This window comes from Pedobacter sp. W3I1 (assembly GCF_030816015.1).
GTDB lineage: Bacteria > Bacteroidota > Bacteroidia > Sphingobacteriales > Sphingobacteriaceae > Pedobacter.
Map to the genome: position 1 here is coordinate 2,218,050 of NZ_JAUSXN010000001.1, position 25,979 is coordinate 2,244,028.

Sequence of the window (25,979 nt, forward strand, 5' to 3'; positions counted from 1 at the left end):
TTACAGGTTCAGTTGATTTTTATGTGAAGAAAACTTCTGATTTAATTTACGATCGCTACGAAGTATCTACCACGCAGTTTTTCCTGCCAAACATAACAGCTAACGTTGGTAAAATCAAAAATACAGGTGTAGAGTTCTCTTTAAACGCAATTGCAGTTAAAACAGATAATTTCAAATGGACAACCTCTCCAAACATTGCACACAATAAAAACGTTGTAGAAACCTTATCTGATGATTTCTATAAAATCGCATTCGTTCAAACGGCTCAGTTGGGTGGCAAAGGCCAGTCGGGCAATTTCAGTCAGCTGATTCAGCCAGGTCATGCCTTGGGTACGTTCAATTTATGGAACTATGCAGGTAAAAATGCGGCTGGCGTAAGTACCTATGTTAATGCCGCTGGACAAACCATTGCAACGCAGCCATTAACAACAGATGCTAAAATTGCAGGCGATGCACAACCAAAATTGATTTACGGTTGGGCAAATACCTTCAACTATAAAAATTGGGATTTGAATTTCCTTGTTCGTGGGGTATTGGGTAATAAAATATTAAATGCAACAATGGCATCATTAAACAATCCGGCTGATGCCAAGCTGCAAAATATCCCCAGATTTACTTTAGGCGAATCTTTCAACGATACGAATGCATACCTGATCTCTGATCGTTTTGTGGAAAGTGGTTCTTACCTGCGTTTGGATAATGCTACAATTGGCTACACCATTAAGCCAAAAACACAATCAATCAAAGCCATCAGACTTTACGTTACTGCGAATAATCTTTTCGTGATTACAAACTACAGCGGTATTGATCCTGAGATTAATATGGGCGGTGTAACGCCAGGTATAGACAATAACAATTATTATCCAAAAACAAGAACCTATAGTTTTGGTGTAAGTGCATCATTCTAAAAAATATAAAAATGAAAAAGTTTATAATCTTATTTAATATCCTGGCTGGTTTGATGGTTTTGGAATCATGCAGCAAGCTAGATGTCGATGTAGAATCGCAATACGTTAAGGAAAATTTTCCCTATACCACTGCAGATTATACGGCACTTTTTGGCACCATGTATTCTAACTTATCATCACAGTACGGCGTGCCTTATTGGAGAATGCAGGAACTTTCTACTGATGCGGCTATCCTGCCTGCACGTGATGGAAATTTTGATGATGGTGGCCAGTACCGCCAGTTGCATTACCATACCTGGACCATTGATCATCCAAATGTTAGAGATATCTGGCAGTGGGGCTTCGGCGGCATTAACAATTGCAACCGCTTAATTAATCTTACTACCGAATCAGTTGCATCTGATGCTTCAAAAGCTAAAAGCATAGCTGAAATAAAAGCAATGCGGGCTTTGTATTATTACTTTATGATGGATTTGTATGGTAATGTGCCAATTATCGATACTTTTCCGGTAAGCACCCAGCCAGGGAACCAAACCCGCGAAAAGGTATTTGAATTTATAGAAAAAGAACTTTTGTCTGTTGTCGCTCAATTGCCGGTCAAAGATAACAATAACCGGGTTTTGGTTTACGGCAGACCTACTCAGGCTATGGCTTATGCATTACTGGAGAAAATGTATTTAAACGCAGAAGTTTATACCGGAAAAGCAAGGTATGCGGATGCGGTTACGATGGCTGATAATATTTTAAAAAATAGCAACTACAGCTTAGATGCAAAGTACAGCGATATTTTCGATGTAAATAACGGTCCGCAAATTAACGAAACGATTTTTGCAATTCCTTACGATCAGCAAATTCCCGGTAATCAGATGACAAGGTTTGGTTTTTACCCTGCTTTAGCAGCAGCTTACGGAATAAATGTTGGTTTTAGTATTGCGATGAGTACCACACCTGAATATTACAACCGCTTTAATTTGACAAACGATATTCGCAACAGTTTCTGGTTAATTGGTAAACAATATGCACCAGATGCCAACCGTAAGCCAGATTTAACAAAACCGGTTTTTGTAGCAGGAACAACTACGCAAATCGAAATTACACCCGATTTGATTTTAAAGCCAGGCAAACCAATGGATTTGGGCAATACCGTTGCCGACCAGGCCAAAGGTGTACGTTCGGTAAAATACTGGCCGGATGTTAATGCCATACAGGCAACCAGATTAAACGGGAACGATATGCCGGTTTTACGTCTTGCCGATGTCATGTTAATGAAAGCAGAAGCTATATTACGAGGCGCAACAGCAACAATAGTTAACGGTGAACTACAAACACCTTTAGTTTTAATTAATAAAATAAGAAGCCGTGCCGGTGCTGTAAACGAAACAACGGTTACGTTAAATACTTTGCTCGATGAAAGAGCACGCGAGTTGAGCTGGGAAGCCTGGAGAAGAAATGATTTAATCCGTTTCGGACAATTTGAAACTGAATATCCACTGCCAAATGATGTGCTTTTTATGAATAAAGACATCACCAGAAGGCTTTATCCAATTCCGGCAAACGAGTTAAAATTGAATGCAAATTTAAAGCAGAATCCTGGTTACTAAAATCAAAAATATGAGACTGATTACCTGTGTTGGTTTATTGCTGGTTCTGCCTGCAATTGCCTTAATTGCCAGAAAGGAAGATTTACCGATAAATCAAATACAGGTTATCGGTTCGCACAACAGTTATAAACAAGCTATTGATCCTGCGCTGTTCGATGTTTTAAAATCACAAGATTCAGTAGCAGCCAACAGTCTGGATTATGAACATATTCCTATGCCAGAGCAATTGGATATGGGTTTAAGAAATCTCGAAATTGATGTTTATGCTGATGAGAAAGGTGGCAGATATGCCCATCCACGAGGTTTTGAACAGGTAAAGGCTCAGCCTGCATTTGATAAAGAAGGCGAAATGAATAAACCGGGATTCAAAGTATTCCACGTTCCGGATTTAGATTTCAGGTCGTCGGCACCAACTTTTGTAATTGCATTACAGCAGTTAAAGAGATGGTCGGAAGCTAATCCGGATCACACGCCGGTTTTCATCACATTAGAAGTTAAAGACGATTCGATAAAGCGCAAGGGATTTACGCAACCTGAAGTTTTTACGAGCAAAACATTTGATGAGCTGGATGCGGTAATTATTGAAAATTTAGGAAAGGAACATATTATATATCCTGATTTGGTTCGGGGGAAATACAAAACTTTGGAAGAGGCTGTTCTTGCCAGCAAGTGGCCGAAACTTAGTCAGGCGAAAGGTAAATTTCTTTTTGTTCTGGATGCAAAAGACAGAAAACGCTCAACCTACATTCAGGGGCATCCTTCACTTAAAGATCGTGTACTATTTGCCAATGCAGAACCAGGAACGCCTGAAGCAGGCGTAATGATTCGTAATAATCCGAAGGATGAGCAAATTCCTGCATTAGTTAAAAAAGGCTACATCATTAGAACTAGGGCAGATGCGGATACAAAGCAAGCCAGAAAAAATGACCGGAGCGATTTCGAAGCTGCATGTAAATCGGGCGCTCAAATTATTACCACAGATTATTATAAAAAGAGTACCCACTTTAAATCGGATTATGCCATCAGTTTTGCTGATGGAGAATATTTTAGAGAGAACCCTTTATTTAAAAAGTAAGAGAGATATGAACAGAAGATCATTATTAAAAGGAGGCTTATTAACCGGTTTAAGTTTGCCTTTTGTGGGTATAAAAGATGTTGCGGCTTTCCCGGTAGCTGGTGGTAAAAAGGCCAAAAATATCATCATGATGGTGAGTGATGGCATGAGTATTGGAACGTTAAATATGGCAGATTTATATTCGAACCGCATATTTGGCCGGAGCAGTAAATGGTTGGGGCTTTACAGAGATAACAAGGCGGCGAGAGCACTAATGGACACCGCTTCTGCGAGTTCATTGGTTACCGATTCTGCTGCGGCGAGTTCATCGTGGGGTGGCGGTATGCGTGTTAGAAACGGTTCGTTAAACGTAGGTATGAATGGTGAAAAACCTCAGCCCATTCTTCAAAAGTTTAAAGAAAAAGGTAAAAAGGTGGGTTGCGTAACCACCGTGCCAATTACACACGCAACTCCGGCAGGTTTTTGTGTAAATATTGATAACCGCGGCGGACAGGATAGTATTGCAGAAATGTATTTAGGCCTGAAATTCGATGTGATGATGGGCGGCGGACATAAATATTTCGGGGAGAAAAGGGCAGGTGGAAACCTGATTCCAAAATATTTAACTCAAGGTTATCAAGTTGCTGAAAATAGAGCGGAGATGTTGGCTTTAGATAAGTCAAAACCTGTTTTGGGCTTGTTTGCAGCCGATGGAATGCCTTATGAGGTCGACAGACTGCATGACCAGGAGCTTATAAAATCGACGCCAACTTTGGCAGAGATGACCATGAAAGCTATAGAACTAATGAAAGATCACAAAGATGGTTTTGCATTACAGGTTGAAGGTGGTAAAGTGGATTGGGCTGCACATTCTAATGACTTAAGCGGTTTAATTTTCGATCAGCTTGCTTTTGATGAAGCCGTTGGAAAAGCAATAGAATTCGCCGAAAAAGACGGGGAAACATTGGTGATCATCACAACAGATCATGGTAATTCTAACCCTGGTTTGTTTTATGCTGATGAAGCCAACAAAAAGTTCGATAGCCTTCAAAACTTTAAACACAGCAATACCTGGCTTCTGGCCCAGTTAAACCAATCGTTCAGTGAACAGAAAATAATTGATTTGATAAAAGAAAATCAAGGTTTTGAAATGAAATCAGAAGATGTAAAATCTTTATTGGTGCACTTCAAAGATATTGTTCCTGGTCAGCTTTATAACGAATCGAACCTGCCATTTTACGAGTACGGCAAAATTCTGTGCAAATATACCGATGTGCAATGGGCCGGAATGAATCATACAGGTGACTACGTAGAGTTAACCATGTTTGGTCCGGGTTCAGAAAATTTAAAACCCTTTGTTAAAAATTACGAGCTGCATAACTTTATGCTTAAAGCTGCAGAAATGCCTGAATCGTTTTTAGTGAAAGCTTAATTTATTATACAACAAACAAATATCAGGAGGTTGTGTCAAAAGTTAAATTCGATCCGCATTACACTTTGGCTCAGCTCAATGAAATGGCATAGGACACTTTCTTATTGCCTATGTTTTTTAGAGATAGAATAATAGAAGTGCTTAAAGCATCTAAAACCACTCAAATGAAAGAGTAGGCAAATAGACTCAAGGGCCCCACCAACTGTTTTATTCAATCCGGATTTACTTTGTTATCATCTTCCACCAGTCTAAATTGAATATTCCCTCTTTAAATACCAGGAATAGATCGTGCTTGCCCTTTACCTCATTAAGTGTACAGGAGATTGTGTTCCATGTGATATCTTTACTTCCTACCGGAAGCGTTCCGATTAACCTGCCATTTTGATTATCAATCCTGATTTAAGGGAAGCAAAACAAGCTTTAAACTTTTTAGCACCACTTTTAAAATAGGCACCTTTAATTTTGATAAAGGCACCCGCCTGTTTATTTGTGGTGAAAATACGTCCGTTTACAGTGTCTTTTACTACTTTAATGCCTTCAGCCCAGTTTATTGTTTCAAGTGCCCAGCGTGATCAAACTTAAAAGTAAGCTTACGCCTATTCTGAATTTCTTTACCATTTTTTGTATACGTTATTTCAATTTGGTTTTATTTTAAAGGCTACGGCTGATATGGATTTTTCTATTCAAATTCCAGATGATTAATTAAACTCCTATTTCTATTGTTCCGGTTTTTTTAACGCTTTAACAACGAAAGCATGGTTTTGGCATAACGCTCACCAAGCGTGCGATATCCTTGTGCATTGAAATGTAGGTTATCTGCTGCATCGCTACAGCCAGCAGATGATATGATGTGTGCATTGGGAAGTGTTTTTGGCAAGGTTGCAATAATTTTATTCATCGAAGCACATATCCCTCCCTGATCTGCATTAACCACCTCACCAGCAAGGAGGGGCGTGGAATCTGCCTTTAAGTTTAAATCCCTGATTAGATTCTCATAAACCGCTTTCACTTTTTTTGGCCATTCCTGATCGCCGGTGTTGGATTCGCCCTGGTGCATCAGAATACCTTTAATAGTCCCGGATTGCTGGGCAATCCGGGCTAACTCCACCAAACGGCCGTACGGATTTCCGCCGTATTCGTTTAAGGCAGACTTCATCCATTCTGGCGCAGAGGCAGTATAGGTTTGATAAGTGTTTTTATCAAATAACTCAATTTTGCAACCACCAACTGCTACATTAATAATCCCGATGCTCACATCTTTTGGAAGTGAATCCAGGAGGGTTCTTCCGAAATAGTCCATTGGCGTTAAGCCAGTTTTGCATCGGCATAAAGGTGGTTTAGCCGTGTACCAATTTCCTTTTTTTCTGCCTAATTCCGGGCAGTCAACTGCCTGGAGAACGCTGAATCTATTGTTGACTGTTGTATCCTGAGATTCGAAGGGCGCATTTCCTTCCATATTTGATTGACCGAAGCTCAGAAAAATATATAATTTAGGGTCCTGACCATACGATTTTTCGCTATTGCACAATAAAGATGCAAGCAATAGGGTAACTGCTAATGGTCTGCTGCAGGCGATATGTTTGACAGGTTCCAAAGCAGCGTGATTCAGCTTAGTGCCTATCGTTTTTCTTGCATATGCTATTACATGTTTTAGCCCATTTGTAATGATTTGTTTCATATTAACTCATCGTTTAACCAGGGACTAAAATATTAAACACCGCAGATTCGAAGTAGCATTTTTCATCATAATAAACGCTCATATGAGCAAATTTTATCGATCGGCCGGCTACGCTGCTATAAACTGATTTAGCCACTTTGAATAACAAACTGTACGATGGAAGTATTAAACAAGTATCCTTTATGGAGATTTATTAATTTCAGTCAACATTTATGCTATCATATTATTCAAAGTTTCCATACTAAATTCTTCTTTTAACATAGTTTTATCCTTTGCCTCACCTATAGTTTTCGAATCCGTTTTATCCGAAAAAATTGCGGCAAAATTTTAACCAAATAAATAAACATTAAAGATGAAATGATGTATTTCAAAAGATTGAGAATTGCTGTTCATCAATAATAAGTTTGTTATCAGGAAAACAATACATAATTAGAATATTAAAATAATTAAAGCAAATGGAAGCAGTGTCAATAAAAGTTGCCATCGTAACTGGTGGTGCATCAGGACTGGGGCTGGCGATTTCGAGGTTACTGGTTGATAAAGGAATGCATGTGGTCATGGTGGGAAGAAATGAAGATCATCTGAAAACTGTTGCAGGGGATTTAGGTACGGGTGCTTCCTATTTCGTATGCGATCTTTCTAAACCTGGTGAAATACCCGGTTTGATTGAAAATATCTATTCTAAATTCTCAAGGATAGATATTCTGGTGAACAATGCAGGAATAAATATGAAAAAAGCATTTATAGAGGTCACTGATGAGGAATTTGCATCCGTTTTGCAGACTAATCTTCAGTCTGTATTTTCTATAAGCAGAGAAGTGGTGAAAAAGATGATTATTTCTCAGCAGGGAGCCATTGTTAATATCAGCTCCATGGCTGCCCAATATGGAATCCCGAAAGTAATTGCTTATTCTGCTGCCAAAACCGGAATTGAAGGTATGACCAGGGCAATGGCAACTGAACTTTCGCCACTTGGAATTCGCGTGAACTGTGTGGCGCCGGGATTCATAAAAACAGCCATGTCTTCAAAAGCGTTGGACGCTGATCCTGAGCGAAAGCAAAAAGTGATTTCCAGAACCCCAATGGGACGGATGGGCGAACCTAAGGATGTGGCTGAAGCTGTTTACTATCTATGCTCGGAGCACTCTTCTTACGTAACTGGTGTTGTGTTGCCTGTAGATGGCGGCAATTCGATAGGATTTTAAACCCCGTGCAAATCATGGCGCCTCCTGAATGGGATAAATTTTTCTGTAATCGTATTTAACCAAAAATGAATAAAATGAATCTAAAAATTAAAAGTCAATCTGCTTTGGCAATTGCCCTGATTGTTGCCTTAGGTAGTTCTTGTCAGGAAAAAAACAAGAGTTCAGCGGAAAATGAAACTGCAAAAACAGGAGAAAAACATTACCTGTCTGAACCATTGGTGAAGGAAATTTTTACTGCAGATCCATCTGCACACGTGTTCAATGGGAAAATTTACATCTATCCATCACATGATGTTGAATCGGGCATAAAGGAAAATGATAATGGTGATCATTTTGATATGAAGGATTATCGAATTCTTAGTATGGACAGTATAGGAGGCAAGGTTACCATTCATGATCCCGCACTCTCCGTACGTGATATTCCTTGGGCGGGCAGGCAATTATGGGCACCGGATGCGGCCTATAAAAATGGCATGTACTATCTCTATTTTCCTGTGAAGGATAAAAATGATGTCTTCAGGATAGGGGTAGCAACTTCCAAGGATCCAGCCGGGCCATTTAAAGCAGCTAAGGAGCCAATTGAGGGAAGTTTTAGTATTGATCCCGCGGTTTTTACCGATACTGATGGCAGCAGCTACATGTATTTTGGTGGTATCTGGGGCGGACAGCTTCAACGCTGGAAAGACGGAAAATATGATTCGAATGGTTCTAAAACCGATTCCGGAAAGGAAAACGAACCGGCTTTGAGTGCAAAAGTTGTAAAACTAAGCAAGGATATGACCGCTTTTGATGGGAAAGTAAAAGATGTTGTCATTTTAGATCAGCAGGGCAAACCTCTTCTTACCAAGGATCATGACCGCAGGTTCTTTGAAGGCGCCTGGATGCACAAATATAATGGGAAGTATTATTTTACCTATTCAACAGGCGACACTCATTTTCTGGCATCGGCGATATCAGATAGTCCATGGGGACCATTTAAATATCAGGGTACTTTTATGACTCCTGTAGAGGGCTGGACTACCCATCATTCCATTGTTGAAATCAAAGGTAAGTGGTATATCTTTTATCATGATACCCAACTCTCGGGGAAAACACATTTAAGAAATGTTAAAGTAACCGAGCTTAATCATCTTAAAGATGGCACAATTGAGCTTATAAAACCCAATAAAAATTAATGGCAAAGATTTATTACTTACACAGCTTATCATGATTAAGTTAGCCAATGAGAATTGAGCTAAACCTTTGTAAAAAAGAAAACGCTGGTATCATAAAACCAGGTTTATCTGAATGTTTTCTCTTCAGGCTCAGCACAAGCCGAGCCTGAAGATTATCACAATGTTCTCTATCGTATTATCGAAGGTCCTTCGACTATGCTACTATAAACAGATCCCAATAGAAAAATCGTCATCTCGACCGGAGCAACGCGGAGTGGAGAGATCTATCAAAACAGATTTTGCTTCGCAGAGCCTTCGGGTTCTCGACTGCGTTGCACTCCGCTTGAAATGACGGCAAATCGAGGGTTTTTACGCAGATTAATTCCTGTCTCTCATATTGATTTTTGTACAATAAATTCCCCTATCAATGACAGATTTAAAAAAAATCACCGTCATTTCGACTGAAGCGCAGTCCCGATTTTCTGGGAAGCAATCTTTATAGGAGGATCACTAGCAGGAAAGATTGCTTCGTCGTTCCTCCTCGCAATGACGACCTTTCTATTTGGAATCTGTCAATGGTAGAGATCAGTTTTTTAGCCAAAAACAAAGGAGTTGGATGAAAGGTTAAGATAAATCGTCATCTCGACCGGAGCAACGCGGAGTGGAGAGATCTTTGTACCAGGTTATTGAATCAAATTTCAAAGATTTCTCCGCTGCGGTCGAAATGACGATACTTCGAGGCCCTCCTCTAAATCCGATAGCTACGGGATTGCGAGGAGGGCCTTCAAACTGATTATATGACTTAGAGTCGCCTGTTATTTTGAGTTATAGATTTTATCGTTGCCGCTATAATCCAACCACTTAAAGCTTGCTTGATTATCGCTTTGCTTCCCTGATGATGTAGCATACATAGCGAATAGGGAACCGATAAATCCGCCGGCAGCCTGCGTACTTAAATACTTGCCATCAACGTCTTTTTTCAAAGTAAGCCAGTCGTTACTTCCCTGGCGGTATTTAAAATCATATAGGCCGCCTTTGGCCTCAATTTCCAGCTGGAGATCTGCTGATGAATTTAGCAGGGGTAATTCAGTAATCAATACCATTTTGCCTGCAGCCTGATCGCCTTTAAAAAGCTGAATTATGCTTTTGTTCTCTTTAATGGATTTGCACATGAAATAAAAATTAAACTCTCCCTGGAAAATCATTAATCCTGCTTTCTCATGCTCAGATTTCGGATTGAACTGAAGCGCTGTGCTGGCTGTACAAAACATATGTTGCTGACGTTTTCCAAGAAAAGCCGGATTGGTTTTCTCCATACAGGTTTCAGGCTTAAGTTTCATTGTTAGCCCATTTTTCTTGCTTAAGCTATACCATGAACTGTCGTTTTTCCTTAAAAATAAAAGGGAAGGATCCAACCCTTTATCAAATGTGGTACGATAGGAAAAGTTGCCACTTTGCGGGGGCGTATCTTTCTGTTTAACTTCTTTGAAATTCGCCTGATATTCGTATTTAACTTCTTTGAAGTCTGGATTAATCACCGGCCATCCATTTGTCCATTTAACTGGTGCAATAAAGGTTTCTCTTCCGGTGTTGTAAAAATTTCCTTCGTATGGACGCACGGCAAGAAAAATAGCGTAAGTTTTTCCATCAGGTCCTTCAACAAGTTCGGCATGACCTGTCGAGGTTACCGGATTTGGGCGGTTTGGATCCAGATTACGTTGAGTTAAGATGGGATTCTTTTCATAAGGAACATAAGGGCCTTCTGCCGAACGGCTTCTTAAGATAACCTGTGAGTGATTGACACTCGTTCCACCTTCAGCAGCGCATATATAATACCAGTCTCCGCGTTTAAATATGTGAGGGCCTTCAATCCAGACTGGTTTTTTAGAAATATCCACTCCACCATTTACAAGCAAATGTTCTTCTCCGCTTACTTTGAGTGTCGCCGGATCGAATTCGTATGTCCGGATGGTGCGATGGCCACTGTAAAGTGGCTTATTGTCCGGGGCATCACTATTGTAAACGATATAGGCTTTATCCTGATCGAAAAATAAAGATGGATCTATTCCTTTTACATCGCGAAGCCATACCGGGTCGCTCCATGGGCCGGCAGGATTTTTAGCCGTCATTACAAAATTCCCTCCCTTGTCTATATTGGTACAAGTCATATAAAAGGTCCCCTTATGGTAATTAATGGAAGGCGCAAACAAACCACGCGAGGTTCCATCACCCAGAAAAGTCATCTGGGTATTTCGCTCAATGACGTTTCCGATTTGTTTCCAGTTTTTTAAATCCCTGCTATGAAAAACCGGTATGCCAGGAAAATAAGAAAAAGTAGAGTTAACCAGGTAATAGTCAGTACCTACTTTGGTAATACTCGGATCCGGGTAAAAACCAGCAAGAATCGGATTTGTAAATTTTATTTGTGCAAATGCTGGTGAGGTGAAGCATAGCAAGAATAAATAAAGGATTTTTTTCATAATTGTATATTTGGCTATTGAAGAAAAATATGCTCAGGTGTTTTTTTGATTTTCTTATGCGTAATCTGAAACTAAAGATTGCTGCATGTATCTAATGGTTTAACTGATCTGTTTTTAAAGTTTCACTGATCCCCAATTCGAGTCCCCGTAGTTCGGCAAGTCCTTTCAGTCTTCCTATTGCTGAATACCCGGGGTATGGGTTTTTATGCAAATCATCAAGCATTTGGTGGCCATGATCGGGGCGCATAGGGATGGAACGGTTTTGGGCGCGCATAAGCTTTACCAGGGAAGTGACCAAAATAGTCATATTTGCATTTCCTTCCAGGTGATTGGCCTCATAAAAATTGCCATTGCCCTCGCGGTGAACGCTTCGCAGGTGTAGAAAATAGATTCTGTTTCCCAATCGTTCAATCATTCCTTTTAAATCATTATCCGGCCGGGCACCAAAGGAACCGCTGCAAAAGCATATACCATTCGAGCGCGCAGGCACAGCTTTTAATATTTTATGCGCATGTTCTTCTGTGCTCATAATTCTTGGCAAACCCAAAATGGGGTAGGGTGGGTCATCCGGATGAATGGCTAACTGCAGGCCGTTTTCATCTGCTGTAGGCGTGATCTCCTGTAAAAAACTAATCAGATTATTGTCCAACATTTCTGCAGAAATGTTTTTATATCCTTCCAGTAAGGTGAGCACCTGGTCTTTGGTAAAATGATCTTTACTTCCCGGCAGGCCCTGCAGGCAATTACTCATTAAAGTATTGCGTTCCTGCGGGCTGAGTTCATCGAAAAAGCTTTTGGCATTTTCCAATTCCTGTTGCGTGTAGTCGGCGGTGGCCCCAGGCCTGTTTAACAAATAAAGGTCAAAAGCAATGAATGCAGTTTTTTCAAATCTTAAAGCGAGTGCGCCGGTTTTGGTTTTAAATTTTAAATCGGTTCGCATCCAGTCTAACACAGGCATGAAATTATAGGTAATCACTTTGATTCCGCAGTTTGCCAGATTTATCAGACTGACTTTGTAATTTTCAATCCATAGCTGATAGTCGCCCTGCCTCTTTTTGATGTCCTCATGTACCGGCAGACTTTCGACCACTTCCCAGGTCAGTCCACTGGACTCAATAATCGCCTTGCGGGCCAATATTTCTTCCTCCGGCCAGATTTCTCCAACGACGATGTGGTGTAAAGCCGTTACCACTCCGGTACAGCCTGCCTGTAGAATGTGGGCTAATTCAACAATATCATCGGGACCATACCAGCGCATCGTTTGGGTCATTTTCATAGCAGAGCGGTATGGTTTTGAAGTATCTTTTGATCGCACATCATCATATTTCTAATTTGCTTTTGTAATTTGACCGGCAATTTAATTGTGTGTTTCATGTTTGGTTTTAGGCTCTGGTCCTATAAAAAATTATTTCGCCTACATTAATCTGGCGGTTCTTGCGTGCAATCGATTGTTGAAAATGTTGCACAGTTTTAATTTTTCTAAGTTTTAGACATGTTTAAGTTCAATTCATTTTAGAAATAATCCCTGTCCGGGCATCTTTCTAAAAAGTATCGGTAACCGAAGTTCATTAAAGATTTTTAAATAAATAATGATTAGTTCCGCTCAAGGGCATTTTTGAACATTTTTTCCATCAATATAATCAATGGTTCCATCATGGTGCGGCGCGATGCACTTAAGTTTGTGGTGATAATTAATTTCAGGCGGGCGATTAATTATTCCTGCCAATCACCTCTAACCAAATAAAATGAAAAGATTAATCCCCATCTTAGTAACACTGATTTTTATTCAAACTACAGTTTGCGCGCAAAAGCAAATTCCTGTAGCACCTGCTGGTTTTGATGTTAGCCAGACAGAAATCCCCCATGGAAAAATAGATACGATACAATATGTATCAAAAACTGTCGGAGCAACAAGGAAAGCCACCATTTATTTTCCGCCAGGCTATCTGAAAACTAAAAAGTATCCTGTTTTATATCTGCTCCACGGCATTGGAGGCGATGAAAAGGAGTGGCTGAATGGGGGGAAACCTCAGGTAATCTTCGACAACCTGTATGCTTTGGGAAAGCTTGAACCCATGTTGGTTGTAATGCCAAACGGCAGGGCGATGAAAGATGACCGTGCCTCAGGAAACGTGATGGCTCCGGAAAAAGTTGCTGCCTTTGCGAACTTCGAAAATGATTTGATCAAGGATTTGATTCCATATGTTGAACAAAATTACCCTGTTTTTAAAGACCGGGATCACCGTGCCATTGCCGGATTGTCAATGGGCGGAGGCCAGTCCCTGAATTTTGGATTGGGTAATCTGGATACATTTGCCTGGGTTGGTGGTTTTTCTTCTGCGCCAAATACCAAGAAACCTGAGGAGTTATTGCCAGATCCGGCCAGGGGGAAAGCAATGCTTAAGTTGCTTTGGATATCTTGCGGTGATCAGGATAGACTGCTTAATTTCTCTCAGCGTACCCATGATTATCTGGCAGATAAGAACCTTCCCCATATTTATTATCTCGAACCAGGCGTGCATGATTTTAAAGTATGGAAGAATGATTTATACCTGTTTAGCCAGCTATTATTTAAACCTGTAGATCAGGCTTCCTTCTTAGATTATAACCCGTAGTTTCCAAACTTGCACCTAAAGAAGCTATTAATTTGCCTGAAACTCAACTTTATGATATTAAAACCGATGCAGGGAAAGTTTACACCCTGTTTAAAAAATAAAATGATTATCACACACCAATATGATTAGTAAACCAAATCTGCGGGCTGTTGCCAGAAAGCATGTTTTTTATTTTTTAGGTCTTATGATGGGCTGGGCTGCTCATGCAAATGCTCAGGAGAAACTATATGCTAACGAATTTCCGCTTCATGCAATTAGTCTTTCGGATGGGCCCTTTAAACATGCCCAGGACCTGAATTTAAAAACACTGCTTGAATATGATGTAGATAAACTGCTCGCTCCTTATCTTAAGCAAGCTGGCCTGACTCCCAAAAAGAGCTCTTATGAAAACTGGGACGGTTTGGATGGCCATATAGGAGGTCATTACCTTTCTGCCCTTTCGATGACTTATGCAGCGACCGGTGATGGAGCATGTAAAAAAAGGTTAGACTACATGATCAGCGCACTCAAAGCCTGTCAGCTCGCAAGTGGAAAAAACCACCCGGAATGGGCTGTGGGTTACCTTGGGGGAGTACCTAATAGTGCTGAAATCTGGTCTTCATTCAGAACAGGTGATTTTAAGGCTTTCAGTAAATCCTGGGTGCCTTGGTATAATGTTCATAAAATGTTTGCCGGCCTTCGCGATGCCTGGTTATATACAGGTGATGAAGACGCTGAAAAATTATTTATAAACTTCTGCGACTGGAGTCTTGAGATAACGGCTAAACTATCGGATGAACAGATGCAAAGTATGCTTGGCACCGAACAAGGTGGAATGAACGAGGTTCTTGCGGATGCTTACCAGATCACCAGGAATGAAAAATATTTAAAAGCTGCAATGCGTTTTTCTCATCGTCAGCTCCTCGAGCCAATGGCTCGCAGAGAAGATAACCTCAATAATAAACATGCCAATACGCAGGTGCCGAAAGCCGTTGGATTCCAGCGCATCGGAGCGTTAGCAAATGCGGATAATTATAAACGTGCAGGTCTCTTTTTTTGGGAAACAGTCACCCAAAACCGAACGCTAGCTTTTGGAGGAAACAGTAGAAGAGAATTCTTTCTAAGCCCTGCCGCTGCGCCTGATTTTATCAATGATGTTGAAGGACCGGAGAGCTGTAATACCTATAATATGTTAAAGCTTTCTGAAGGACTTTTCCGTGATCAGCCGCTAGGGAAATATATGGACTTCTACGAAAAGGGTTTGTTCAACCACATTTTGTCTGCCCAACATCCCGTTCACGGTGGCTATGTTTATTTTACGCCCCTTCGCCCCAGGCACTACCGTGTATATTCTGCTTCAAACAAAGCGATGTGGTGTTGTGTAGGGAGCGGAATGGAGAATTATGGTAAGCTGGGTCAGTTAATTTATACCCACCGAAAAGACTCGCTTTATTTAAACCTTTTTATAGCCTCCCGGCTTGACTGGCAGAAAAAAGGCATTAAAATTATACAAAAAACTAATTTTCCGGATGCTGAAAAAACCAGAATTGAGGTAGAAAAGGGTAATGCAGACTTTACCCTTATGATCAGATATCCTGAATGGGTAAAACCAGGGCAACTGAGAATTTTGGTTAATCACCAGGAGGTTATTAGCCGTCCGGATTCCTCAGCGTATATGGGTATAAAAAGGCACTGGAACAAGGGAGATGTTGTGGAAATCGAACTGCCTATGCATACCAGTTTGGAGCAATTGCCGAACCTGTCGGTTTATAGTGCAATCCTTCATGGACCGATATTGCTCGCCGCCAAAACCGGCAGTCAGGATTTAAAAGGGCTTTTAGCTGACCAAAGCCGCTGGGGACATATTGCCAGTGGCGAAAAACTGCCCGTTGATCAGGCACCTATATTAATCGCAGGCGGGGCCGATCAGATTACCTCCAGCGTAGTGCCCGAGAAAGAAAAGCCAATGCAATTCAGCTTTGCCAACCTCAAGATCATTAACCCTGCTCAACTTTCCCTTGAGCCTTTTTATAAAATCCATGATTCCAGGTATATGATGTATTGGATGACGCTGAATGAGGACCAGTACAAAAATTATTTAGATTCCCTGCAAAAGCTGGAAAGCGAAAAACTTTTACTTGAAAAAAGAACGGTGGATTTTGTGGCACCCGGCGAACAACAGCCTGAGGCGGATCACCAGCTCCTTCAAAACATTTCTCAAACCGGAACTTTCTCAGATCAGTTCTGGCGTTCGGCCAATAATGGTGGATATTTTAGCTATCTGTTGGACACAAGGGGAGAAACCAGGCTTAAAATTTCACTTAAGTACTGGGGCGCAGAGTGGGGAAAGAAGATTTTTGATATTTACATTGACGATAAAAAGCTACTGACTGTAGATAATTCGGAGCGGTGGAATAACTCCGGGTTCAAAACTGATGAATATCCAATACCTGAAGATATGCTTACCGGAAAGAAAAATGTAAGGCTTCGAATTCAGACTTCGCAAGGAAATACATCCAGTGCAATTTATTATATACGCTTGCTGAAGAATACGGATAAAAAATAAAATAGTTGATAATACAATATTCACTTACAACGTAAATCATGAAAATATTAATTGGTCTCATCAGCCTGGTTATGTGCTGTAAAGCAGGAGTAGCACAAACAGACCGCTATAAACTGTTTAGCCCTAACAAAAACCTGGAGCTGGTGTGTAGTCCGAAAGCATTACGCTACCATATTTTATATAAGGGCAAAATGGTGCTTGCCGATTCGAAACTTGGCCTTATCCGGGAGGACGAGGATTTCTCAAAAGGACTTATATTAACCAAAGTATCCAAACCCACTACGGTGACCCATAATTATACGATGGTAAATGCGAAAAAAAGTTCGATCTTCTATAAAGCCATCGAGACAACTTTCGAATTCCGAACTGGTAAAGGGAGCCGGATGAATCTTACTTTTAGAATAGCTGATGATGGGCTTGCCTTCAGATATGAATTTCCTGAACAAAATAAGTCTTTAAAAAAGATTGTCAGAGAGTCAACCAGTTTCCGGTTTTTAACCGGAACAAGGGCCTGGTTGCAACCTAAAGCCGATGCGCAGACAGGCTTTGAGCATACCAATCCCTTTTACGAGGCTCATTACAATATGGATATTCCGGTGGGAACCCCTTCTGGCAGTTCAAATGGTTGGGTATATCCAGCATTATTTAAATTTGATCAGGTTTGGATGCTTTTGAGTGAGGCCGATCTGGGGCGGGGCTACTGCGGAACATCTCTGGCTCAAAACGCTGTTGATAATGAGTATATGATCAATTTCCCTCAGCCAGCCGAAGGCATCCCAGGGGATGCTTTGCTGCCTGAATCGACTTTACCCTGGAAAACGCCCTGGAGAATCATGGCTATTGGCGACTTAAAGACGATTTCTGAATCTACCCTGGGAACTGATCTTGCCCAACCTGCAAAGGTAATGGATAAAGAATTTATTCAGCCTGGAAAGTCGGCATGGAGCTGGGTATTGGAAAAAGATGCAGCAACGATATATTCCGTGCAGAAAAGATATGTTGATTATGCCGCCGGGATGAATTGGCAGTATAGTTTAATTGATGCCAATTGGGATAAAACCATTGGTTATGACTCTATTGCTGTGCTGGCCAAATATGCAAAAGAGAAGCGAGTTGGCCTGCTCCTTTGGTACAATTCTGCCGGAAACTGGAATACGGTAAAATTTACGCCCAGAGATAAACTGTTGACTCATCAAAGCAGGGTTCAGGAATTTGCCCGTTTGAAAGAAATGGGTATAAAAGGCATAAAAGTAGATTTTTTTGCGGGTGACGGGCAGTCGATGATAAATTATTATCAGGATATTTTGGAAGACGCCGCCAGTTACCAGTTACTGGTCAATTTTCATGGTGCAACCCTGCCCAGGGGTTTGCAACGGACTTATCCAAATTTGATGACAGCTGAAGCGGTTTTCGGATATGAAATGATTTCTTTCGACCAGAATGCTGCAAATAAAGCCCCTTCACATGCGGTGATGAGCGCGATGGTGCGTAATGCATTTGACCCGATGGATTTTACGCCAATGGCATTGTATAAAATCCCAGGAATAAAACGGGCGACTACGCCGGCCTTTGAATTAGCCACATCTGTTGTTTTCCTTTCCGGCATACAGCACTTTGCAGAAACACCTTCGGGCATGTCTCAGGTTCCCGAATCTGCCAAAACTTTCCTGAAAGAGCTGCCGGTAAGCTGGGATGATACACGGTTTATTGATGGTTATCCGGGGGAATTTTATATCGTAGCCAGAAGAAGCGGGAAAAAATGGTACGTAGCAGGTATTAACGGTGAGAACAAGCGCAAAGATTTATCCCTTAATTTATCTTTCCTGGCTAATAAAAAAGCGAAGTTGATTTTTTCAGAAGGATCTGCTGAGGTTAATTTAAAGTCTAAAGAGATAAAAGTAAGCGCTGATGGGAAATTGGGTTTAAGCTTAAAAGGGAATGATGGTTTTACGTTGGTTTTTGGAGATTAATTGAACCCTGAGGATGTGATGAGATATGGGAAAGTGCTTTCAACCTCATATCGAACATCTTGGTTTAGTATATTTTTTATCTTGCTGAATGAAAGATTCTCATGCCATGGTTCGTGTCTCCACGAACCATTATTGTTTTCGTTTCGTGGGGACACGAACCGAGGCGTTGGAATGACAATTCTTTATTCTGATACAGACACTATATTTTCTAATTGTAATCCCGGCTTTTAGTTAGCTCCTTAAGCGACTGAAGATCATGTACAGGCCGTTCGATTTCAAATGGAATCTCCCTTTTACTAAACTGCTGAAAATACAACAGACAAGCATCTTTCCAAATTTGAGCATCTCTTGACTGCGTTCGGAGCTTAGACTGTACCTCTGCGAAACGTTCTCATGCCATGGTTCGTGTCTCCACGAACCATTATGTTTTCGTTTCGTGGGGACACGAACCGAGGCGTTGGACTGTACCTCTGCGAAACGTTCTGAAGGCTCTGCGAAGCAAAATCTTTTAAATTTGATTCATAACTTGGTACAAAGATCTCTCCATTTCGCTGTGCTACAGTCGAGATGACGACCATTCTATTGGAATCGTGAGCACAATCTTTTCTAATGGTAATCCTTGCTCTTGGTTAACTCTTTTAATGTCCCAAGGTTATGTACAGGCCGTTCGATTTCAAATGGAATCTCCCTTTTACTAAACTGCTGAAAATACAACAGACAAGCATCTTTCCAAATTTGAGCATCTCTTGACTGCGTTCGGAGCTTAGACTGTACCTCTGCGAAACGTTCACTGTCTATCGCGCCATTCATTCTATCCCAGTCTTTTTGAAAAGATCTGACCGCCTGTACGCCATGGTCATAGCGAATGCAGAGTTCGGTCCACAAATCGTTTCCATTTTTTAAACGGTAAGACCAGGGCACGTGATGAAACCAGAGCAGATACATTTCAGGGCAGCTTGAAAGGTTATTGAAGGTCGAACTTAATGGCTCATGATATTGATCAACTGCACCACTTCCGCGACGGGTTCTGTCAAAACCTATACCCGCGGTGTCTGCCTTGTGGTAATAGACAGACGTCCAGTCAGCACGGATTTTATCATTCGAAAACCACGGCGCAGGACCATAATGATGACCTTCGGCAAAAATATGGTGAAGTCCTAGTGGCATCATATAATCAACGGCTGCACCTCTGCTCTCCATCATTATCCGCTGAGTGGTTTTAACAAAGTTGGCATCCGTTTTTCTTTCTTTCTTATCGAGAAAAGTCTGTTTGATCCATTCTGCTGCAATCACTTTGCTCTCGAGTTTATTATTCCATGCCAGGCGCCCAAATGCATACCAGTTTGCCTGGGCAAAGGTGTGGCCGGTCCAGTTTACATCATTACCAATATTAGCCACTCCTGCAATGGCGGTAAAATCAGTTTTGCTAAGTGATCCATCAGTGCAGGCGGCAACGGTACTGCCTTTCCCATTTTTATAGGTGTCGCTATTTAAACACTCTTCCCATAATGTGGAGAGGAAAACAAGTTGCCTGGAGCCGCCCAGGTATTCCTGGGTAATTTGGAATTCGGGCATAACAGGCGTTTTCGACATTGCCCCAAATAATGGGCTAAAGGGTTCTCTGGGCTGGAAATCAAGTGGGCCGTTTTTTACCTGTAAAATTACATTTTTCCTGAAAGCTCCATCCAGCGGTAAAAATTCTTTGTATGCTTGTTTGGTTCTGTCCTCAGGGGATGGGTTGTAAACAAAGGCACGCCACATGACAATGCCATTGAAAGGTGCCAGGGCATCGGCCATCATATTGGCACCATCAACATGGGTCCTTCCATAATCCTGTGGCCCGGGTTGTCCTTCACTGTTTGCCTTCACTAAAAATCCGCCGAAGTCTGGTATGAGGGCGTAAATTTCTTTTACTTTATCTTTCCACCACTGCTGAACCTGGGGATCTAATGGGTCTGCTTTTTTTAATTTTCCAATAAGCACGGGAGATGAGAAATTAACGGATAAATAAGTTTTTATCCCGTAAGGGCGTAAACGCTGAGCGATTGCGCTTACTTTTTCTAAATATGGTTTAGAGAGAATTTTGGCGGATGCATTAACATTGTTTAAAACGGCACCATTAATGCCAATCGATGCATTTGCCCTTGCATAAGCTGACCATTTCTCCTTATCCTGCTCAGTAATGCTCAGTCCGTTTTCTTTTTCTCCCCAAAATATTGAACCGCCTGCATAGCCTCTTTCAACGCTACCATCAAGGTTATCCCAATGATTGAGGATTCTCCTGGAGTAAGATGGATTTGAAATAAATTTCCGCTGTGGGAGGTTGAGGTATTGACGCCTCAATAATTCGTAAGCTCCGTATAATAAACCAAGTTCTGTCTGCGCACTTATTGCCGATTCTTCCAATTGGAATCCATCGCCCTTAATAGCCGGATTTTTGTTTAGGTTAAGTTTGAAGACCATATTCTCCTTGCCCAGCCAGCCTTTTCTGAGTTCATCTATTGCAATGTCTATGATAGATGAGCGAACCGGACAGGAAATACTGACTTTGACTCTGGAATTGCTTCGAAGCCATAGTGCGTGACCATCTTCTGCTTTTAATATTGTTGCGCTACCTAGTATCAGCAGTGCAATAATCATTATCCTTTTTATATATGCCATTTTTCTTTATAATAATGGTTTAAAATATTTGATTCAATGTCCCGGGTTGTTCCCTCCGAACCTTCATGTTATCATACAAACCCCAGTTCGATTATTAATATTCCTTTAAGGTCTACTACAGACATTTTTCGTTCATAGCCGTCACCCTGAATTTTTCATTGTCTGTTTATGTTTTCAATTGCATTCAAGAGTGCTGCGCAGTTTATTTCAGGGTCTTTTTAGCAGTAAGATGCTGATCCCGAAGCTTCGGGACAGCATGACGATCGCGCTAGTTTCATGGCTTAAAATTAGTCAATATGAATAAATATTAATCGAATTGAGGTTACAAGGCTTAAAATGCCTGGATGTTTATCGCTGCTGAAAACGCCACCAGTCTATATCAATTGCAGCTGAGGTGTCACTGCCAGATACTAAAAGATACAGATCTTGTTTCCCTTGGATAATCCCGGCTTTTCCCGATTGTATCTGTAAGCCGACTGCCTCATTGCCGGAAGTAACCAGTTTTGCAATTTGTTTCCCGTCTAAACTACCTACGCGCACTTCCAGACTTGTGCCCGATGAGAGACCACTCACCCTGGCATTGAAGGATTTAGCCCCCTTTTTTCCAAAGTCTACACCTTGAATTTTGATCCAGTTATTATTTTTCATTCCCGAAATCTGCATCCCACCATCGTCGGTGTTTTTGGTCATAATCCCGTTTTGATCCTGCATGGTTTCCGCCTCGTTTCGTTGATAAGGATTTATGGAGCCAATTTGTGTTACGCCGTTTTCAGTATAAATCACCTGGGCGATTGTACCGTCAGCATTATAATTCAATTCTTCTATGGCCAGGTTTCGTTTATAAACAGGAGGAATACCTTTTTTAATAGCGACAACCCTGTTGTGATAGGCATGGTACCATTTTCCTTTATATTCAAATATACCGTGGTGATTATTGTTGTTATTATTAGGCGGCTGTGCACCTATAACGCCTTTGTAAACAAATCCAGTGGTGGGACTCTTGCTCATCATATAATCAATCCTCATTTCTGCTTTTGGATTCGAGGAATATGAAAAATAGTAATTGCCATCTCGTTTATGCATCCATGAAGCTTCAAAAAAGGAAGGCACATGAAAAGAGGTTGCCTGGCCATTTACGCTGATCATATCTTCATTTAGTTTAATTACCCGCATATTATCCTCACCATTGCCTCCGATGTACAGATATGCCTGTCCATCATCATCCAAAAAGGCCATCGGATCGAATAACCACATGTTTTTTGCCGGCAGTACGCCTGGGGTTTGATTATCAATTAACTTTTTACCCAATGGATCTTTGAATGGCCCGGTGGGAGAGGAGGCCGTTACTACACCAATCCCTGAACCTCCATTGCCAAAATAAAGGTATATTTTTCCATTTCGGGCGATAACTGAAGGTGCCCAGGTTCTATTGGCCCACGTTGCATCTCTTGGCGCCTCAAACACCACACCGTGATCCGTCCAGTTTTTCATATCGCTACTTGAAATACAAACGATCGATTTCATTTTATAGCCGCTCTCTTTGTCATCTGAGTTGTCATCATCATTTGATGCATATAAATAAACTCTTCCGTTATAGACCAATGTGGCAGGGTCTGCCAGATGCCGGTGGGCCGCAATATGGTCATCAGCTTGCGCAAGTTTAGTTAAGGCCAGTATTAATGAAAATAGGATAACAAGTTGGACTGTGATTTTATTTAGTTTTTTCATTTTTTGTGTTTTTCTGTAGCGCCTGTTCAGGATTTATGCTGATTTGTGCGACAGGTATTAGTTAATGTTTTAGGTTATTTCACCTGAATGATTTTCTTTAAGATATTTGGCAATTGAGAATGAATCGGATGATTTTATTTGTTTAGTTGATGTGAGTAATCAGGAATCTTTTACCGAATTAGTCCTGATATCTCATGCTGCGAGGCACTGCTTGATAACTGTTTATTTCTTGCTCAATAACGGATATTATGGCTTATTGGTTAAAATTTTGTGACTTCGAAATAGGCCTTTTTGGGCTTAAGGTCTTTATCAAACAGCAGCGGATAGTTTTTCCGGCCACGGTTGTCCAGCCAGCTGTATCGGTCTGATAAGTTCCAGAAGGTGACACCGGTAATGTGGTCTTTATATTTCCGGAGTACCTCGAATACCATTTTATATTGTTTAAGTTGCTTTTCTTCCATTTCCGGAGTGAATTCCGAAACTGCCGTTTGAGCATTGCCCTGGATTAACTGTCCGCCCTGATTGCCGCCATACACCGATACATCCAGTTCTGTGATCTGAATTTTGAGTCCCAGGGAAGAAAAAAGCGCAATGGATTTTTCCAGTTCAGAGCGACTCGGATTGTTTACAGACCAATGTCCCTGGAGGCCTATCCCATGGATTGGAACACCCCTGGCCAACAGACCTTTAAGCATTCTGTAAATTTTTTCACGTTTTAATGGCTGTTCTGTATTATAGTCGTTGTAAAACAGTTGGGCATTGGGATCTGCCTGGTGAGCGTACCTAAAGGACATTTCCACAAAATCCTCGCCTGCGATTTGATATAGCGGTGATTTCCGGAAATAGGCAGAATCATCTGCTATGACCTCATTGACCACATCCCATGCATAGATGTCTTTCTTATACCTGTTGACGACCGTATTGATATGCTCCTGAATTCTTTTTAACAAGGTTTCCTTTGAGATCATATTTCCGTCTTCAGCTTTGAAAAACCAGCGAGGGGCTTGATTATGCCATACCAGGCAATGGCCGCGTAGTTTTAAACCGTTTATCCTTGCAAAGGAGGCTATGGAGTCTGCGATTTTCCAATTGTAGGTATTTTCCATCGGGTGAATAGGTCCCATTTTCATCGCGTTTTCAGATGTGATGCTATTGAACTGGCTGAGAATCAAATTCCGCTTATCTCCACTTAAATCCCATGGCGTAACGGCCACACCAATAGGGAAATATTTTTGGTAGTAGTCTTTCAAGCCTTCGGAATTGATTTCTTTGCTTTTATATGCGCTAAAAACTATTCCAGTGGTGATGAGCAAGACTGCCAGGCCAGGGATGATATTCGGTTTTCTCATATTTGATTTGGTAAGACAATAAGGTTGCAAAGTCGCATGTTTTTCATCCTGGCCAGGCTTCTTATCGTCAATTTTAGGAAACAAATGTCATGTAATGGATTTATGACATTATCCCCCGGGAAGCTTAGCTTGTTATTAACCCTGCAATTTTTTAGCTATTTGGTGCTTTTTTGAACATCTGTTGTTATTGTTTTGACAAATATGACTGCTGATCTATTCACTTAGGTCTAAATTTACTGGATTTTCCCCTTGAGAATAAATAGGACGAAGTCGATTTTGCCATTCAACCAAATATAAATGCGTACAACTAAATTTTACATTGCAATCGTTACCATCTCTGTTTTGGCAGCTTTTTCGAGTTGCGGCAGTTACAATAGAACTAAAAACCGTAGCCGCGGATTGAAGGATTATTATCAGTCTTACTTTAACATTGGGGTCGCGGTTTCGGCCCAAACCATTAAGGGAGATCAGGGTGCACTACTTTTAAAGGAATTTAACAGCATAACGCCGGAGAACGCGATGAAAATGCAACCAATTCATCCTCGTGAGGATGTTTACAACTGGGCCGAGGCCGATGCTCTGGTCAATTTTGCGCTTAATAACCGGCTCAAAATAAGGGGGCACACCTTGTGCTGGCATGAGCAGGTGCCAGCCTGGATTTTTAAGAACAGTTCAGGAGGCCGCGCTGAAAAAGCACTGGTACTTAAACGGCTTAAAGACCATATCACAACTGTTGTGGGAAGGTATAAGGGAAAGGTGTATGCCTGGGATGTGGTTAATGAGGTTATTGGAGATGAAGATGACCAATATTTGAGGCCTTCTTTATGGAAGGAGATCTGTGGAGAGGAGTTTATTGCCAAGGCTTTCGAATATGCACATCAGGCTGATCCTGATGCATTGCTTTTTTATAATGACTATAACTCGGAACGACCTGCTAAAAGAGCAAAAATCTATAAAATGCTGAAAAAACTGGTCGATGATAAGGTGCCGATTCATGGGGTAGGCCTGCAGGGCCACTGGTCGATTTTTGAGCCTGGTGACACCGAGTTGAGGGAATCCTTAAAATTGTATGCTTCCCTTGGCCTGCAGATTCAGATCACAGAACTGGATATGTCTGTCTATAAATGGGAGAAAAATTTAAGAGCAAAGAAACCCGGTGAGTCCGACAGCCTGACAGCAGCGCTCGAAAAAAAACAAAGTGATCAATACGCAAGGGTTTTTTCTATTTTCAGGGAATTTAAAAAAGAGATCAGCAGTGTAACTTTCTGGAATCTTTCAGATCGCTCGACATGGCTCGATCAATATCCGGTGCCGGGGAGGAAAAACTATCCGCTACTCTTTGATCAAAACCTGCAAAGAAAAAAAGCCTATCACGGCGTTGTTAATTTTAGTAAATAATGAGTTTTTGTAAATGAAGAACGAAGAAAATATGCTGTACAAACAGTAATGTTGTAATGAACTAAATTAGTTTTTTCTATCTTACCATCACCAAACCAAATATATCATGTGTTCAAAAAAAAATGAATCTTCCTTAGATTTTAGCTCATCGGGGAGCCCTTTAACGCCGTTGATGTTGAAATTTAATTAATACAGCAAAAT

At 41.1% G+C, this 25,979-nt stretch carries 17 protein-coding genes and 1 pseudogene; 10 read left to right on the forward strand and 8 right to left on the reverse strand.

The features are described from left to right. The first annotated feature begins 23 nt into the window (after positions 1-23). The 4 genes from QF042_RS09410 to QF042_RS09425 are packed head-to-tail and all read left to right on the forward strand — an operon-like array spanning position 24 to position 4,995. Positions 24-908: a hypothetical protein gene (locus QF042_RS09410; protein ID WP_373459066.1), complete on the forward strand. Its 885-nt coding sequence runs from the start codon at positions 24-26 to the stop codon at positions 906-908. Between the two features lie 11 nt (positions 909-919). Continuing rightward, entirely contained in the window at positions 920-2,509 is a 1,590-nt protein-coding gene (locus QF042_RS09415; protein WP_307527592.1) for a RagB/SusD family nutrient uptake outer membrane protein, read from the forward strand. A 10-nt stretch (positions 2,510-2,519) separates the two neighbouring features. After that, a complete protein-coding gene (locus QF042_RS09420; protein WP_307527594.1) occupies positions 2,520-3,584 on the forward strand; it encodes a phosphatidylinositol-specific phospholipase C1-like protein in 1,065 nt (354 codons plus the stop codon). A 7-nt stretch (positions 3,585-3,591) separates the two neighbouring features. Beyond that, positions 3,592-4,995, forward strand: coding sequence for an alkaline phosphatase (locus QF042_RS09425; protein WP_307527596.1), 1,404 nt, complete (start codon positions 3,592-3,594; stop codon positions 4,993-4,995). A 222-nt stretch (positions 4,996-5,217) separates the two neighbouring features. On the opposite strand, the gene QF042_RS26325 is transcribed toward QF042_RS09425, so the two are convergent. Together QF042_RS26325 and QF042_RS09430 are read right to left on the reverse strand one after the other, a co-directional pair. After that, on the reverse strand, positions 5,218-5,394 hold the full coding sequence (locus QF042_RS26325) for a carbohydrate-binding protein (RefSeq protein ID WP_373459098.1): 177 nt from the start codon (positions 5,392-5,394) through the stop codon (positions 5,218-5,220). A gap of 334 nt (positions 5,395-5,728) precedes the next feature. Then, positions 5,729-6,673 carry a sialate O-acetylesterase gene (locus QF042_RS09430; protein WP_307527599.1) on the reverse strand — a complete coding sequence of 315 codons (945 nt, stop codon included), beginning with the start codon at positions 6,671-6,673 and terminating at the stop codon, positions 5,729-5,731. A gap of 455 nt (positions 6,674-7,128) precedes the next feature. On the opposite strand from QF042_RS09430, the gene QF042_RS09435 reads away from it, so the two are divergent. Further along, on the forward strand, positions 7,129-7,878 hold the full coding sequence (locus tag QF042_RS09435; RefSeq protein WP_307527601.1) for an SDR family NAD(P)-dependent oxidoreductase: 750 nt from the start codon (positions 7,129-7,131) through the stop codon (positions 7,876-7,878). Between the two features lie 74 nt (positions 7,879-7,952). Then, complete coding sequence (locus tag QF042_RS09440) at positions 7,953-9,053, forward strand: glycoside hydrolase family 43 protein (protein ID WP_307527603.1); 1,101 nt, start codon at positions 7,953-7,955, stop codon at positions 9,051-9,053. Between the two features lie 794 nt (positions 9,054-9,847). Here the strand turns inward: QF042_RS09440 and QF042_RS09445 are convergent. Together QF042_RS09445 and uxuA are read right to left on the reverse strand one after the other, a co-directional pair. Beyond that, positions 9,848-11,512 carry a glycoside hydrolase family 43 protein gene (locus tag QF042_RS09445; RefSeq protein ID WP_307527606.1) on the reverse strand — a complete coding sequence of 555 codons (1,665 nt, stop codon included), beginning with the start codon at positions 11,510-11,512 and terminating at the stop codon, positions 9,848-9,850. Positions 11,513-11,603: 91 nt separating this feature from the next. Then, positions 11,604-12,788 carry a mannonate dehydratase gene (uxuA, locus tag QF042_RS09450; protein WP_307527608.1) on the reverse strand — a complete coding sequence of 395 codons (1,185 nt, stop codon included), beginning with the start codon at positions 12,786-12,788 and terminating at the stop codon, positions 11,604-11,606. A 469-nt stretch (positions 12,789-13,257) separates the two neighbouring features. Here uxuA and QF042_RS09455 point away from each other — a divergent pair, with 469 nt between their 5' ends. From QF042_RS09455 to QF042_RS09465, 3 genes are all read left to right on the forward strand, one after another. Next, positions 13,258-14,127 (forward strand): esterase family protein, encoded by an 870-nt coding sequence (locus QF042_RS09455; protein ID WP_307527610.1) that lies wholly within the window; start codon positions 13,258-13,260, stop codon positions 14,125-14,127. A 121-nt stretch (positions 14,128-14,248) separates the two neighbouring features. After that, positions 14,249-16,672, forward strand: coding sequence for a beta-L-arabinofuranosidase domain-containing protein (locus QF042_RS09460; protein ID WP_307527613.1), 2,424 nt, complete (start codon positions 14,249-14,251; stop codon positions 16,670-16,672). A gap of 38 nt (positions 16,673-16,710) precedes the next feature. Then, on the forward strand, positions 16,711-18,642 hold the full coding sequence (locus QF042_RS09465) for a glycoside hydrolase family 97 protein (RefSeq protein WP_307527615.1): 1,932 nt from the start codon (positions 16,711-16,713) through the stop codon (positions 18,640-18,642). A gap of 208 nt (positions 18,643-18,850) precedes the next feature. Here QF042_RS09465 and QF042_RS26330 read toward each other — a convergent pair. From QF042_RS26330 to QF042_RS09480, 4 genes and pseudogenes are all read right to left on the reverse strand, one after another. After that, positions 18,851-19,021, reverse strand: a pseudogene (locus QF042_RS26330) (hypothetical protein); the annotation flags it as partial. A 227-nt stretch (positions 19,022-19,248) separates the two neighbouring features. Then, complete coding sequence (locus tag QF042_RS09470; protein WP_307527617.1) at positions 19,249-21,303, reverse strand: alpha-glucuronidase; 2,055 nt, start codon at positions 21,301-21,303, stop codon at positions 19,249-19,251. A 348-nt stretch (positions 21,304-21,651) separates the two neighbouring features. Next, positions 21,652-23,031, reverse strand: coding sequence for a glycoside hydrolase family 43 protein (locus QF042_RS09475; RefSeq protein WP_307527619.1), 1,380 nt, complete (start codon positions 23,029-23,031; stop codon positions 21,652-21,654). Between the two features lie 260 nt (positions 23,032-23,291). Then, a complete protein-coding gene (locus QF042_RS09480; RefSeq protein ID WP_307527621.1) occupies positions 23,292-24,380 on the reverse strand; it encodes an endo-1,4-beta-xylanase in 1,089 nt (362 codons plus the stop codon). Positions 24,381-24,677: 297 nt separating this feature from the next. On the opposite strand from QF042_RS09480, the gene QF042_RS09485 reads away from it, so the two are divergent. Next, positions 24,678-25,778 carry an endo-1,4-beta-xylanase gene (locus tag QF042_RS09485; RefSeq protein ID WP_307527623.1) on the forward strand — a complete coding sequence of 367 codons (1,101 nt, stop codon included), beginning with the start codon at positions 24,678-24,680 and terminating at the stop codon, positions 25,776-25,778. Positions 25,779-25,979: the final 201 nt, after the last annotated feature.

Excerpts from the sequence above, each read along its gene's own strand:
- QF042_RS09475 (WP_307527619.1), bottom strand. The coding sequence starts at position 23,031 with ATGAAAAAACTAAATAAAATCACAGTCCAACTTGTTATCCTATTTTCA.
- QF042_RS09420 (WP_307527594.1), top strand. The coding sequence starts at position 2,520 with ATGAGACTGATTACCTGTGTTGGTTTATTGCTGGTTCTGCCTGCAATT.
- QF042_RS09485 (WP_307527623.1), top strand. The coding sequence starts at position 24,678 with ATGCGTACAACTAAATTTTACATTGCAATCGTTACCATCTCTGTTTTG.
- QF042_RS09460 (WP_307527613.1), top strand. The coding sequence starts at position 14,249 with ATGATTAGTAAACCAAATCTGCGGGCTGTTGCCAGAAAGCATGTTTTT.
- QF042_RS09480 (WP_307527621.1), bottom strand. The coding sequence starts at position 24,380 with ATGAGAAAACCGAATATCATCCCTGGCCTGGCAGTCTTGCTCATCACC.
- QF042_RS09430 (WP_307527599.1), bottom strand. The coding sequence starts at position 6,673 with ATGAAACAAATCATTACAAATGGGCTAAAACATGTAATAGCATATGCA.
- QF042_RS09445 (WP_307527606.1), bottom strand. The coding sequence starts at position 11,512 with ATGAAAAAAATCCTTTATTTATTCTTGCTATGCTTCACCTCACCAGCA.
- QF042_RS09470 (WP_307527617.1), bottom strand. The coding sequence starts at position 21,303 with ATGGCATATATAAAAAGGATAATGATTATTGCACTGCTGATACTAGGT.
- QF042_RS09435 (WP_307527601.1), top strand. The coding sequence starts at position 7,129 with ATGGAAGCAGTGTCAATAAAAGTTGCCATCGTAACTGGTGGTGCATCA.
- QF042_RS09440 (WP_307527603.1), top strand. The coding sequence starts at position 7,953 with ATGAATCTAAAAATTAAAAGTCAATCTGCTTTGGCAATTGCCCTGATT.
- QF042_RS09465 (WP_307527615.1), top strand. The coding sequence starts at position 16,711 with ATGAAAATATTAATTGGTCTCATCAGCCTGGTTATGTGCTGTAAAGCA.
- QF042_RS09425 (WP_307527596.1), top strand. The coding sequence starts at position 3,592 with ATGAACAGAAGATCATTATTAAAAGGAGGCTTATTAACCGGTTTAAGT.
- QF042_RS09415 (WP_307527592.1), top strand. The coding sequence starts at position 920 with ATGAAAAAGTTTATAATCTTATTTAATATCCTGGCTGGTTTGATGGTT.
- uxuA (WP_307527608.1), bottom strand. The coding sequence starts at position 12,788 with ATGAAAATGACCCAAACGATGCGCTGGTATGGTCCCGATGATATTGTT.
- QF042_RS09455 (WP_307527610.1), top strand. The coding sequence starts at position 13,258 with ATGAAAAGATTAATCCCCATCTTAGTAACACTGATTTTTATTCAAACT.